Genomic DNA, 12,906 nt, shown 5'->3' with positions numbered 1-12,906 from the left:
AAGGAGTTTTAGCCCAGCATTAATTTATCATTTTAACCGAGAAGACCCCCTCCTCTAAACGAAGTGAAGTGCACCCCAATTGTTAGAGGTAGGTGGGGGTAGTTCAATTCAAACCAACAGGAGGAGGTACTTTAAAATCTTAGGTTAATGGATGTGTGGCGAGACCCCATAAAGAAAAGACACTTATAAGAGTGTCTTTTCTGATTGTTTTTTAGCAGAAGCAAGCAGCTCCAACTATGATTAATAATATAAAGAGCACAATGATTAGGGCGAATCCGCCGCCAAAGCCACAACTACCACCAAAGCCCATAATAGTTCCTCCTTTCAATAGGAGGGGAAAACATTGAGTCATTCATGTGTTCTAACGGTTTACATTACCTTATGTTTTTAGAGGATATATGAGCAGGTCCTTTAAGAAATAAAGAAAAGACACCCATATGAGTGCCTTTTCTAATTGTTTTTAGCAACCTCCGCCGAATCCTCCGCCCCAACAGCTGCAACCAATGATAATTAGCAGGATGAACAGTACAATTAGTAAAGCGAATCCGCCGCCAAAGCCACCACAACTACCACCAAAGCCCATAATAGTTCCTCCTTTCAATAGGAGGGGAAAACATTGAGTCATTCATGTGTTTTAACGGTTTACATTACCTTATGTTTTTAGAGGATATATGAGCAGGTCCTTTTGAAAAAAGAAAAGACACCCTAAGGTGCCTTTCTCCGACTTGAACCATCTTAATCTTAATAATATGTATTGGACTCCCATCCACTTACCATTTTACCATATTTATCTATATCGGTTATTGAGAAAATAAAAGAACCCCTTCGAGTGCTGATACCTACTTCACTACCTTATACTAAAAATTCACTTGCTAATACTCATTCAAAAATAAGGAAAATGCATTATCGTTTATAAAGGTATACTTATATGGACATATTGAGAGTTCTCCTTATCACTAAATACATAAAAATTATAATTACACTCAAAAGTGTAATTATAGAAATAGAATTTGTTGAGAAATTTGAATTTTCATAATAATAGGTTGTTTTTCCAATATTTCCCCTCTATAATTTGGATGTACCACATGATTATATAATGAAGGAGGAGTTCATTATGGGACGTTGGATTATAGTAACAAGTGAAAAGCATGAACCTAAATTAACAGTGTCTGAAACAAAAGAATTACAGAAACTACAAGAAAAAAAATAAAGAAGATAAAGAGGACAATCTTATGATGTCCTCTTTATCTATACATAAATCCATGAAAGTTTGTATTCATTTACTTTATATTTAACTGGGGGTTATTAGAATGCTATATTCTTGGGAAAGAGAAACCTTAGAAGAAATTGCGCATCAACGTATTATGGATACGTTCAAAGAATTAAATTTTTCAGTGAAAAAAAAAGCTTTTGGAGATAAAATACAAACCACATACGTGGAATTATTTAATTTAAATCAACAGATTGAATCATTCGGCGTAGGAAAAGGGAAGTACAATGAATTAGGCGCATTGTTTGAGGCCTTAGAGCATTATACTCTGGAGAACATATCAATGAAAGAGTGTGATTTTTTCTCTTCTCATCATATTGCGAAGAACCCAATATTTGACGGAGAGCGTGTTATGCAATTGATAGTAGAAGAACCAGATCAACAATTACTTTGTAAAAAATACTATGCTTTGAATGATACACAAGAACATGTATGGTATCCATTTTTTATTGCTAATCCACATTATATGCAACATCCAATTGAAACGGATACTTATCAGTATCAGAAAGTACAACGATACAGTTCTAATAGTGGCACAGCCATTGGTTCCACTTTACATGAAGCAATTATTCATGCAACGAATGAAGTCATTGAAAGGGATGCCTTTTCTTTATTCCTACTTCAGCATTTCTATTATGATATGCCAGATCATACATTAAAGATAATTCATCCAAATACGCTTCCACCATCCCTAAAAGAAACGATTGTACACGCAGAAGAGGAATTACAAGAGGAAATTATACTATTGGATATTACAACGGAAGTTGCAATTCCAACTATATTAGCTGTTACAAAAAATAAAAAGCATACTGGTATATTTGGGCTCGGTACATCTTTATACCCTGAATATGCTATCTTGCGAAGTATTACAGAACTGATTCAGGTGAATCATATCGCTTCTGCAAATATTGGTGATGAGCTAGCACATCGAGAGCATTTTTTGAATCATTTACAGCCGTATCCTCGTCACTATGCTTGTGCAGAAATGAATATGTGTTCCGTATTTAATCAATTTCCAGCCACTTATGTTTCGTTTGAGGATTTACCGAGATTTTCAGAACGTAATTTAATACTTTACATCGAAGAACTGCAAGAACGATTACACCAACAACATTTTTCTATCTATTATTCTCCAGTCAAAGAGTTTTCCAATGGTATAAAAATCATACATGTACTAATTCCACAAATGGAGCGTTTTTTATTGATTACAAATGGTCAATTGGTGTTCCCGTCCGAAAGAGGTATGAAAAAGAGTCTTAAATTAAAGTCCAGTTTATAAAAAAACACCCTATAAAGGGGACTAAGAAAAATGCTAATCCGCCCTATATGAGGTACCATCAACATTTTAACGTTTGTTGACAGTACCTCATATATTTTCAACAAAATAAAAAAGCATCTAATTTAAATTAGATGCGGAATATATCAAGTACATTATCTTTTTCTTCCTTATTAATTCCGATATATCTCAATGTAATTTGTAGTGTGCTATGATTTAGTATTTCTTGTAGCATAGCAATATCCTTTGTTTTCTTGTAAAACCAATATCCAAATGTTTTACGCATAGTATGAGTACCAATAGATTCTACTTTGGCAAAATTTCCGGCTTTTTGTAATTGTCGATAGGCTTGAATTTTACTAATGGGTTTATCACCTTTTCGAGAAGGAAATAACCAGGTACTTTTTAGATCTTCAGCGTATGGAAATACTTCCTCAAAAATAGATGTAATATTTATGATACGCTCCTTTTTTGTTTTTCCTTCTTTAACTTTAAATTCTTTCCGTTTTTTTCGCTTCAGTTTTAAAACCTCAGTCGTTTCCATTTTAAGTAAATCACTTACACGTAATCCGGTTCTGGTGCACAAATTTATTTTTATTTGCGTTCGCCTTTACGTGAGTGGAATCTGTCATTAATGCACGTCCTCCCACCATACGATGTTCCATCGCTTGACGTACGATTTCATCGAAGATTTCTTCAAAAATGTTTGTATGAAAAAAACGAGTGCGACGATTCCAGCTAATTGTGGAGTGATCTGGAACGGAATCTGATAAAGAAAACCCTAAAAACCAGCGGTACGCAATATTTGTTTTAATTTCTTTTTCTAATTGACGTTCCGATCGAATACCGTAAAAATAACCAATAAACATCATTTTAAATAAAACGATAGGATGAATAGAGGGACGACCATTGTTTTCACAGTAATAGGGACGTAACTTCTCCTCAATAAAATCAAAATTAATAGTGGCTTCAATTGCACGAAGAAAATGATCGTGTGGAACTAACTCTTCTACAGAAACTGATACGCGTTCATCGCGATGATTTTTTAATGCATCCATCATCAGAAATCTCTCCTTTTCCTCTTTTTTATCAGTGTTGACAGATAAAAAGAGGCTCAGACACAAAAATAGGCTGTGGAGAAGACTTTCTCCACAGCCTGAACATCTTTCAGTATGAAAGATGTTATTAAGATCCTAGCTGCATAAATTTTTCTTTTTACTTGTTTTGGGTAAGTATACTTATCTTAGGTTGATGGGCATGCCCTTATAAGGGTTCATCTTATTTTTTTCGTTTTGGGGAACAGAGAATTTCTTAAGTTGATGGATGTGTGACGCTACCCCATCGCTATCAAGCTAAGCTCATACAACGTCAATTATAGTAGAGGTTGTTTCTTTTTTCTAAAGGTTGTTTTCTAAAAGGCTGTTGTTTTTGTCGTTCATTTACAGTCTCGTGTAGTAATCCTTTAAGTTTTGCGAATTTCTTGTAGTTAGTGGCTGTATCTGTGCATAACAAAGCAGATGGGTGAATATATTCACCTATCACAGTGTCAATTTCTTCGGCTTTGACACGCCCTGTTCCTGCTTTTCGAGCAATCATATTACCGTTTCTAAATTGTTAAACCAAAGTGAGTTTTGGCCAGAATAAGATAAATTTTTAATGGATTATTGCCATGATTATATTGATAAAACTCATCAATATTTTTGTCGAAAGGAGGAATTAAAATGAAGAGAGATGATAATAAGATTGGTCACTTTACATCTGAAAAAGGAAAGGAAGACTTTCAAATTGCTTACGATGAATCAATGGCACTTCTTCCAAAGCCTAACGATACGAAAGATATAAAAACTAAATATGGCACAGTTCGTGCTTATTACTTTACTAAAGAGGAAAATAAACATAAGGAACCAATACTCTTACTCCCTGGACGTGGTGCATCTACTCCAATGTGGGCACCCAATTTAGAAGGGCTAAGGGAGGAAAGGCCTGTTTACATGATAGATTTACTTGGTGAACCTGGAATGAGTGTGCAAACGAAGGTGATTGAAAACCAAAAACAACAAGCAGAATGGTTAAATGAAGTGATTGAAGGATTAGGTTTAGAAAAAGTGCATATCGTGGGTGTCTCAGTTGGTGGTTGGACAACAATGAATTTGGCCAGATATAATCCAGAGCATATTGCTTCGGCTAGTTTATTGGACCCAGTCTTTGTATTTGCGCAAATGCCCGTAAAGATGATTCTAGCATCTATTCCAGCTTCCGTCCCTATTGTACCTAAGTTTATAAGAGAAAAGATGTTAAGCTATGTTTCTGGAGGAGCAGAAACAAATGACGATGAGCCTATTGCTAAATTAATCGAGTCGGGTATGCGTAACTATAAACTTAAAACGCCAGCGCCTGATCTATTTAGTAAAGAAGACTTAAAAAATATCAATGTTCCAGTGCTTGCATTAATGGCCGAAAAAAGTACAATGCACAATTCAGTAAAAGCAGTTGAAACTGGGAAAAAATATGTTAAAGGTATCGATATAGTTAACTGGAAAAATGCATCTCACGCAATCAATGGTGAGTTCTCTAACGAAGTTAATGCTAGGATCCTTGATTTTGTAGAAAAACATTCTAATGAAAACTAAGTTGAAAGTGGAAAATATGTTGTAATAACAACTTTACATTATCACTTTCATTTTTCATAATCGGTATAAAAAATATGATTAATGCTACTCTTATTAACAATGCAAAGGGAGCTTGCTACATTCTTATATGTAATATTGCATATAAGAATGTATTGATAAAAATGTAAGCGCTTACTATAATAAGAGTATAAAGATAAATCACATCTTAGCAACAACAAAAGAGGAGGAAATAATATGACAATCGCAATGACAATTTTAAAATTTGTAGGTGGAGCACTTCCATTCGTTCAAGAACTTTTAAAAGCATTTATGTAAGTTCACTATTTGGCAATTATTTACAAAAAATTATCATACCTTAATACGAAAAAAAGGAAGAAGTTGATTTTCTTGAAAATTACGAAAAATAATAAAGGAATAAAATTCCTTACATGTTTATTAGTTAGTTTATGCACTATTAATTATTCATCTATTTCCTTCGCGGAAACACAAACAGGTAATTCAGCTGATACAACAAAAAATGCTAGTGGCATTAATACTGGCATAGCAAATTTAAAGTATGATAGTAGAGATATTTTAGCAGTAAATGGTGATAAAGTAGAGAGTTTTGTTCCGAAAGACAGTATAAATTCAAATGGTAAATTTGTAGTAGTTGAACGTGAGAAAAAATCACTTACAACTTCACCAGTGGATATTTCGATTATTGATTCTGTGGCTAATCGTACTTATCCAGGAGCAGTACAACTTGCAAATAAATCTTTTGCGGATAATCAACCTAGTTTATTAGTGGCTAAGAGAAAACCTTTGAATATTAGTATAGACTTACCTGGCATGAGAAAAGACAATACAATTACTGTCCAAAATCCTACATATGGTAATGTGTCTGGAGCAGTAGATGAATTAGTATCTACTTGGAATGAAAAGTATTCAAAAACACATACGTTACCTGCAAGAATGCAGTATACAGAATCTATGGTGTATAGTAAATCTCAAATAGCAAGTGCTCTTAATGTTAACGCTAAATACCTTGACAATTCACTGAATATCGACTTTAATGCTGTTGCAAATGGAGAGAAAAAAGTAATGGTTGCGGCATATAAGCAAATCTTTTATACCGTAAGTGCAGAACTACCAAACAATCCATCAGATCTTTTTGATAATAGTGTTACTTTTGACGAGTTAACTCGTAAAGGGGTAAGCAATGTGGCTCCGCCTGTTATGGTGTCTAATGTAGCTTATGGTAGAACAATTTACGTGAAATTAGAAACAAGTTCTAAGAGCAAAGATGTACAAACTGCTTTTAAAGCCTTAATTAAGGGTCAAGGCGTTGAAGCGAGTGGACAGTACAAAGACATTTTTGAAGACAGTACCTTTACCGCTGTAGTATTAGGCGGAGATGCAAAAGAGCATAACAAGGTTGTTACAAAAGATTTTAATGAAATCCGAAATATCATTAAAGATAATGCAGAATTAAGTTCTAAAAATCCAGCATACCCAATTTCATATACAAGCACTTTCTTAAAAGATAACGCAACTGCTGCTGTTCATAACAATACAGATTATATTGAGACTACAACTACAGAATATTCTAGTGCTAAAATGACGCTTGATCATACTGGTGGATATGTTGCTCAATTTGATGTATCTTGGGATGAATTCTCATATGATAAAAATGGTAAAGAAGTACTAACCCATAAAACTTGGGAAGGAAACGGCAGAGACAGAACTGCTCATTTCAATACAGTCATACCACTTCCGCCGAATTCAAAAAATGTAAAAGTCGTAGCAAGAGAATGTACAGGTCTTGCATGGGAATGGTGGAGAACAATTATTAATGAACAAAATGTTCCATTAACAAATGAAATGAAAGTTTCAATTGGAGGAACAACATTATATCCAAGTGCTAATATTAGTCATTAGGTAAAAGTGAAGCGCCCTGTTTACAGGGCGCTTTTTTACTTGGTCACAAGTATATCGGCGCTTTACTTTTATATTGGCCTGTTCCAAGTCAAACTGTTCACCGACTTTTAAACTAACCTCGGGTTGCGCCGAATCGTTGCATTTAAAATACGCCCTTCTACTTCACGACTTTTGGCAAAGCGAACAAGGGCAAGTTTAGGTAATTTCATTTTGTTGCCTTCAATCGCAATATTTTCGTTATGGGGGGATTTAATTTCGTTAGGTTGATGGCGATGGGGTTGCGCCCACATTTCAACTAAAATATACGCTAAGCAAATTTCGACATGAAAAAACGTTGATTTTACTACTCTAATCGATATCACCAATCTCAAAAACGTAGGTATTTAAAACAAAGGTGCTTCAATGTAAAAAGTGCTGAAAATAGCTTAAATATTGTCTCAAAACTCATCTTTAAATCAAAATCTCAATTCAAATTATGTTATTGAGGTTTGAGAATACCTTAGAGTGTAAAAACATTAAAATGTGCGTGTTACCCCGGACAGTTAATGATACAAATATGACTGTTATAACGTATGTGTCAAAGTTCTATAATGAAAATAAAAATGAAATCGAACGTTCAAGAGAATCTGTATTAAAATTTATAAAAAGAAATGTAGTTCAAGTAAATTTACGGGAGTTTATTAGGCTGAAAGGATGCGGATGTCATACAGGTTATCAGTAAATAACAATTTTTAATTTTGATGAGTATGTTGGCTTATCAAAAAATGATAAAATAGTTACCGCAATGGTAAAATTTTATAATGATAAAAAAGAAAGGGGAATCTCTATGAAATTGCTACGTTCATTTCTCATTCTCACTCTTGTTGTATTGTTAAGCGCATGCAATACAGCAACAAAAGTCACAAAGGTTCAAAAAAATGGCGAAACGACTTTAAAAATTGGCTCCCTGCAAGGGTATCACGATGTGCAAACGATTAAAGCTGAAAAAGGAAATGTGGAAATACCTTATGAGGCAGCCGTTGAAGAAGGTACGATTTTATTGCAAGTCACAAAAGACGATAAGGTCATTTATGAAGAAGAAGTCACTTCTCAAAAAGAAGGTTTGCTTTCTTTTGAAGCGCCAAAATCCGGATCATATGATTTAATTGTACGCGTGAAGGGTGAAGAAGAGAAAGCGAAAGGAATTCAAATACATACGAAGCTATGAAAAATCGGCAAGCGGAGTGTACCCGCTTGCCGTTTCCATTTCCAGTTGGTTCTGGCACAACACATGCTCATCAATTTTACGTTTACTTCACTTTTTTTCAGCACTCTGTATCTAGACGGTAAATCCGTTGGCCACGGCAAGACTTTATCAATTTCTCCTACTTATACTTATAGAAAAACAACAGGTTACTGATCGTGATAAAGCTGTTATGACTGTTATGCGTGAACTTCAAGAGGTAAAACAGATAGTTGCAGCAAGTAATGAAAAGAAATGGTATCACTTTCTTTTTTATGTTGATCATATGTGATTAGATATAGGGGTCACCATACATCACTCTCAACAATAATTTTTCTTTCTCTATAGCTAGTTATTTATAAGAGCAAATCGTATTTACGTCTTTACTTGAATATGCAATTTTCCATATCCAAATAAAGGGAATCGGTATACGGAGGGTGATTAAATTATGTTAAAAATATTTAAATTGTATTTAATGTTTTTTTGTAGATTAAAATAGTTATTTTTTAACCAGATATATCAAGGTGTAACCATTATAATTACTTGAATGATATTAAACAATAATTTTAGAAGTATAATATTTTCACTTACATTAATACGCTATAACTAAATTGTTGAATATAATCGACAAAATTCTACTATTTACGCATAAAAAATTTAATGTTTTAATAAAGGTGTAATTGGTATGACCACTCAAGGGGGAGGAGAAGATTGTACTAATAAAAGTGCAGTAAAGTTGCAAGTAACATTATGTAGATTCCGTTTTTTTCTGGTTTGCTACCGGTAAGTGGGGTTATGTTAACCTCACTTATTTTCATGTTGAAACTTGCTTAGCGTGGTTTTTTCCGATTTGCGGTCTGTACCCCTAATTAAGGCCCTCGAAAGAGTGTTTTTTATTTTATCGATAAATAATATATATAAATATAGTAAAATAAACCTTGTAAGATACATTTATGAAGAAAAAATGTTATTAAAAGTAAAGTGGTTCAAGTTGGAGTAAGGCACCTGAGGGTGTCTTTTTTTTTTCTTAAAGAAAGGACCTGCTCAATTAGATCGTAACAACATAAAATAAACCGAATCCGTTACATGTGAACTCCTATGTTTTTCCCTCTTACTTAAAGGAGGAACTATTTATTATGGGCTTTGGTGGTAGTTGTGGAGGTTGTGGCTTTGCTGGAGGATTTGCTTTACTCGTTGTACTCTTTATATTATTAATTATAGTTGGAGCTGCTTGCTTCTGCTAAAAAACAATGAGAAAAGACACTCATAAGAGTGTCTTTTCTTTATGAAAAAATCCCCACACATTGTGCAGGGCCAAGTGTAAAATAACACTTTCAGGTGAACACCCTCATAGTAATACATATCTTACCCATGAGCAAAACAGGAAAATCATATATTCCCTCTAGTAAAATATGAACGGTACCCCATGGAATGATGATTATGTATAAAAAAATAATAATTTAGGGAACTTAGCATAGAAGATCTGATTTAAGGAGCTTTTTATTTTTTCTCAATAACGAATATAGATAAATATGGTAAAATGGCAAGCGAATGGGAATTCAATTTATATTATTAAAAGTAGAGTGGTTCAAGCCGGAGAAAGGCACCTTTGGGTGTCTTTTTTTTAAAGGACCTGCTCATATATCCTTTAAAAACATAAGGTAATGTAAACCGTTAAAACACATGAATGACCCAATGTTTTCCCCTCCTAGGTAAAGGAGGAACTATTATGGGCTTTGGTGGTAGTTGTGGCAGTGGCGGCTTTGCTGGAGGATTCGCCTTACTCGTTGTGCTCTTTATATTATTAATCATAGTTGGAGCTGCTTGCTTCTGCTAAAAAAACAATGAGAAAAGACACTCTTATGAGTGTCTTTTTTATGAAAAAATCCCCACACATTGTGCAGGGACTATGTTTAGTTAAATCAATTCATCAATCATAGGTTCATTATCATAGCAAAAAGAACCATCAATCTTCTTTTTCGATTTACTCTTAACAGGGTAAAACTCGGCTCTTTTCTTATCTGAATTTGCTTAGCGTGGTTTTTTTCTGAAATGCTGGAGGTATCCTTAGTATAGATCTAGTTTTTTCTTTTTTGTTTATGGATGTCCTAAACTCTTTATTTATAGTATTTTGAATGTATACCTTTGTTGGGTATTTTGAAGATATTAGAGGATTCGGTTTAAAGTCAATGATTTAGGGATATTGAAAGTAAACTAATAACAAAAAAGTTTACTTTCATTTTTATTGAAAATATTTTTTTGAAGGGTATGAAATATATTTTAACCAAAAAACTGAAAATTAAAATATTTAAATGTATAATAAAGTACAGGAGATATTGAAGAAATAAATAGAGAAGAGGGAATATCGTATGACTAGTTTAAAAAATGTTCTTGAGCTTGATTTTGCATATCTTGAAACCTTTACTAGCCGAATAGAGAAATCATGGGGTTCTATATTTTGTAATGAAAGTAACCCATATTATTATGATGCAAATCATGCACATGTAAGTGTAGTAAGTTTAAATCCACAAATGATAGTAGATGAAGTAGTCCATTTCTATAAGACTAAAAATATAGTACCTAGATTTTATATATACAACTTAGATATGCAAGAAAAACTGATTTCTGAATTACAAATAAAGAATTTTGGATTTGAAGAATTAATAAGTCCAGTCCAATTATGGAATAAGAAATTAACTAAAAAAGATAAAAATGAAAAGGTTACTATTGAAAAGGTATCTGAATTAAATTTTGAAGAAGCTTTAGATATTGAATGTAGTATAAAAGAGTTAGGAGGCGAAGTTAGAAAAAAAGCTTTTCAAGATGAATTCCAACATCCAGCATTCACTCACTATCTACTTAGATACAATGGAGTAGCATGTTCCATCGCTTGTATTTTTGAACATGAAAAACAAGCCCGAATGGAAAGTGTAGCTACAATTGAAAAGTTTAGAGGTAAAGGGTTAATAGGTGAACTTATTCACTTTATTCAAAGTGAAGTAATGAATAGAGGACTAGATAATCTTTGGGTGATCCCAATTAACGAAACAGTAGAAAAAGTGTATGAAAAGTATGGATTTGAAACAGTAGAAAAAATTAAAACGGGACATGCGTTTTTAGAAGGAAAAAGTATTAAAGAAATTCACGAGGGATAGAAAAAATCAATTTATTTTGCTAAAGAAAAATATTTAGTTAACAAGTGTAATGAAAGTAAACTTCTATACTAAAGTTTACTTTCAAAACTAAAAAAGAGTCCTATTAATTTTAAGTAGTTCAGATAACATGAAGAAACCCTATAAATGGCAGGTTAAATCGAGTATAAAATCACAAAGGTTTTATACTCGATTTTTTTGTTGATATGTAAAGGTTTATCCGGTTTTCACTGTTGAATTAACAAGTGCAATAGCACATCAATTATCAGGATGACCATAACCATTGTCATTTCGTTATTTTTGATGCGATTAAAGTTGCTATTCGAGGTGGTGAAAAAAGGAATAGGAAATTTATGTTAAAATATAAAGACAAGCAAAGTGGTTCCTGTTCCGTTAACGAGCAGGATTGTTGAACAATGGGCATTTGTTTTAAGAGTGTCTAGTTTTCTAATAATGGAGGGGAATTATCAGATGTCAAACTACGAAAACGAAGAAATGCTAACGGGAGGGAATGTCTCAAATGTATATCGTTCGGAAGGTACTGTTCGACGAGAATTAAAGCCAGACAGTAACAAAATTCATAAGCTATTAAATCATTTGGAAAACAAAGGGTTTAGTTATGCACCAAAGTTTTTAGGTATTGATGAAAAAGATAGAGAGATATTATCATTTATTGAAGGAGAAGCTGGTAATTATCCTTTAAAAGAATATATTTGGTCTAATGATGTTTTAAAAGAAATAGCGAAGATGCTCCGTCTTTACCATGATGCTGTGAGTGACTTTCCATTATCAGATGATTGGAAACCAATGGATAATACTCCAAATAAAATAGAGGTTGTATGCCACAATGATTTTGCAATATACAACATTATTTTTAATCACGAAAAACCAGTAGGTATTATTGATTTTGATGTTGCTGGTCCTGGTCCAAGACTTTGGGACATAGCCTATACTCTTTACACTTGTGTCCCCTTAAGTAGAGTTTATCATACTGAAACAGGTGAGGCAGTTTATTATAATTTATTACAGCATGCCGACCGTATAAGACAAAGAGTTAAATTGTTTTTTGAATCCTACGGTGAGGGTATGGAAGAAGATTATTTGGAGATGGTATTGCTACGATTAGAAGGATTATGTAAATACATGAAAAGAAAAGCCAAAGAAGGCGATATAAATTTTCAAAAAATGATAGATGAAGGACACCTTGAACATTATCAAAACGATATTAAGTTCATTCGTGAACATGGAAAAGAGTGGATTTAATGAAATAAGTCTTATACAAAAGTAAAGCTCATAGTCATATAGAGACTTTGAGCTTTTTTGCGTGTTATTTACTATGCAAATTAACCTTTAAAAACAACCTGTCTTTTTTCCATCAAGTTAAGAAATTGGTTGTTCCCCAAAACGAAAATTTCGTTTTGGGGGAGCTGTGAAATTTC

At 33.3% G+C, this 12,906-nt stretch carries 10 protein-coding genes and 5 pseudogenes; 9 read left to right on the top strand and 6 right to left on the bottom strand.

The features are described 5' to 3' along the window. Nucleotides 1-211 precede the first annotated feature (211 nt). Together MHH45_RS11355 and MHH45_RS11350 are read right to left on the bottom strand one after the other, a co-directional pair. Nucleotides 212-310: a YjcZ family sporulation protein gene (locus MHH45_RS11355; protein ID WP_077295726.1), complete on the bottom strand. Its 99-nt coding sequence runs from the start codon at nucleotides 308-310 to the stop codon at nucleotides 212-214. Between the two features lie 150 nt (nucleotides 311-460). Continuing rightward, nucleotides 461-583: a YjcZ family sporulation protein gene (locus MHH45_RS11350; RefSeq protein WP_077295728.1), complete on the bottom strand. Its 123-nt coding sequence runs from the start codon at nucleotides 581-583 to the stop codon at nucleotides 461-463. Nucleotides 584-1,310: 727 nt separating this feature from the next. Here MHH45_RS11350 and MHH45_RS11345 point away from each other — a divergent pair. Then, nucleotides 1,311-2,549 carry a YcaO-like family protein gene (locus tag MHH45_RS11345; RefSeq protein ID WP_016113574.1) on the top strand — a complete coding sequence of 413 codons (1,239 nt, stop codon included), beginning with the start codon at nucleotides 1,311-1,313 and terminating at the stop codon, nucleotides 2,547-2,549. A 127-nt stretch (nucleotides 2,550-2,676) separates the two neighbouring features. Here the strand turns inward: MHH45_RS11345 and MHH45_RS11340 are convergent. The 3 pseudogenes from MHH45_RS11340 to MHH45_RS11330 form a co-directional block, all read right to left on the bottom strand. Beyond that, nucleotides 2,677-3,126: pseudogene (locus MHH45_RS11340) on the bottom strand (tyrosine-type recombinase/integrase); the annotation flags it as partial. 1 nt (nucleotide 3,127) lies between these two features. Then, a pseudogene (locus MHH45_RS11335) lies at nucleotides 3,128-3,607 on the bottom strand (transposase); the annotation flags it as partial. Between the two features lie 376 nt (nucleotides 3,608-3,983). Beyond that, nucleotides 3,984-4,160, bottom strand: a pseudogene (locus MHH45_RS11330) (IS1595 family transposase); the annotation flags it as partial. Between the two features lie 107 nt (nucleotides 4,161-4,267). Here MHH45_RS11330 and MHH45_RS11325 point away from each other — a divergent pair. Continuing rightward, complete coding sequence (locus MHH45_RS11325; protein WP_016113577.1) at nucleotides 4,268-5,176, top strand: alpha/beta fold hydrolase; 909 nt, start codon at nucleotides 4,268-4,270, stop codon at nucleotides 5,174-5,176. 378 nt (nucleotides 5,177-5,554) lie between these two features. Beyond that, entirely contained in the window at nucleotides 5,555-7,093 is a 1,539-nt protein-coding gene (locus MHH45_RS11320; protein ID WP_340862335.1) for a thiol-activated cytolysin family protein, read from the top strand. A 119-nt stretch (nucleotides 7,094-7,212) separates the two neighbouring features. Here the strand turns inward: MHH45_RS11320 and MHH45_RS11315 are convergent. Then, nucleotides 7,213-7,332, bottom strand: a pseudogene (locus MHH45_RS11315) (IS200/IS605 family element RNA-guided endonuclease TnpB); the annotation flags it as partial. Between the two features lie 587 nt (nucleotides 7,333-7,919). Here MHH45_RS11315 and MHH45_RS11310 point away from each other — a divergent pair. The 6 genes and pseudogenes from MHH45_RS11310 (at nucleotide 7,920) to MHH45_RS11285 (ending at nucleotide 12,730) form a co-directional block, all read left to right on the top strand. Beyond that, nucleotides 7,920-8,300, top strand: a complete 381-nt coding sequence (locus tag MHH45_RS11310) for a BA_1872 family lipoprotein (protein WP_016113579.1) — start codon at nucleotides 7,920-7,922, stop codon at nucleotides 8,298-8,300. Between the two features lie 169 nt (nucleotides 8,301-8,469). After that, a pseudogene (locus MHH45_RS11305) lies at nucleotides 8,470-8,607 on the top strand (DUF3967 domain-containing protein); the annotation flags it as partial. An 844-nt stretch (nucleotides 8,608-9,451) separates the two neighbouring features. Beyond that, nucleotides 9,452-9,559 carry a YjcZ family sporulation protein gene (locus MHH45_RS11300; RefSeq protein ID WP_000505670.1) on the top strand — a complete coding sequence of 36 codons (108 nt, stop codon included), beginning with the start codon at nucleotides 9,452-9,454 and terminating at the stop codon, nucleotides 9,557-9,559. A 485-nt stretch (nucleotides 9,560-10,044) separates the two neighbouring features. Continuing rightward, nucleotides 10,045-10,152: a YjcZ family sporulation protein gene (locus tag MHH45_RS11295; RefSeq protein WP_077295697.1), complete on the top strand. Its 108-nt coding sequence runs from the start codon at nucleotides 10,045-10,047 to the stop codon at nucleotides 10,150-10,152. Nucleotides 10,153-10,684: 532 nt separating this feature from the next. After that, a complete protein-coding gene (locus tag MHH45_RS11290; RefSeq protein WP_016113580.1) occupies nucleotides 10,685-11,470 on the top strand; it encodes a GNAT family N-acetyltransferase in 786 nt (261 codons plus the stop codon). Nucleotides 11,471-11,938: 468 nt separating this feature from the next. Beyond that, nucleotides 11,939-12,730: a phosphotransferase gene (locus tag MHH45_RS11285; protein ID WP_016113581.1), complete on the top strand. Its 792-nt coding sequence runs from the start codon at nucleotides 11,939-11,941 to the stop codon at nucleotides 12,728-12,730. Nucleotides 12,731-12,906 lie beyond the last annotated feature (176 nt).

The organism is Bacillus sp. FSL K6-0042, assembly GCF_038006685.1.
GTDB lineage: Bacteria > Bacillota > Bacilli > Bacillales > Bacillaceae_G > Bacillus_A > Bacillus_A pseudomycoides.
This window is presented reverse-complemented; position numbering and strand designations above follow the sequence as displayed.

Excerpts from the sequence above, each read along its gene's own strand:
- MHH45_RS11295 (WP_077295697.1), top strand. The coding sequence starts at position 10,045 with ATGGGCTTTGGTGGTAGTTGTGGCAGTGGCGGCTTTGCTGGAGGATTC.
- MHH45_RS11310 (WP_016113579.1), top strand. The coding sequence starts at position 7,920 with ATGAAATTGCTACGTTCATTTCTCATTCTCACTCTTGTTGTATTGTTA.
- MHH45_RS11300 (WP_000505670.1), top strand. The coding sequence starts at position 9,452 with ATGGGCTTTGGTGGTAGTTGTGGAGGTTGTGGCTTTGCTGGAGGATTT.
- MHH45_RS11355 (WP_077295726.1), bottom strand. The coding sequence starts at position 310 with ATGGGCTTTGGTGGTAGTTGTGGCTTTGGCGGCGGATTCGCCCTAATC.
- MHH45_RS11350 (WP_077295728.1), bottom strand. The coding sequence starts at position 583 with ATGGGCTTTGGTGGTAGTTGTGGTGGCTTTGGCGGCGGATTCGCTTTA.
- MHH45_RS11285 (WP_016113581.1), top strand. The coding sequence starts at position 11,939 with ATGTCAAACTACGAAAACGAAGAAATGCTAACGGGAGGGAATGTCTCA.
- MHH45_RS11290 (WP_016113580.1), top strand. The coding sequence starts at position 10,685 with ATGACTAGTTTAAAAAATGTTCTTGAGCTTGATTTTGCATATCTTGAA.
- MHH45_RS11325 (WP_016113577.1), top strand. The coding sequence starts at position 4,268 with ATGAAGAGAGATGATAATAAGATTGGTCACTTTACATCTGAAAAAGGA.
- MHH45_RS11345 (WP_016113574.1), top strand. The coding sequence starts at position 1,311 with ATGCTATATTCTTGGGAAAGAGAAACCTTAGAAGAAATTGCGCATCAA.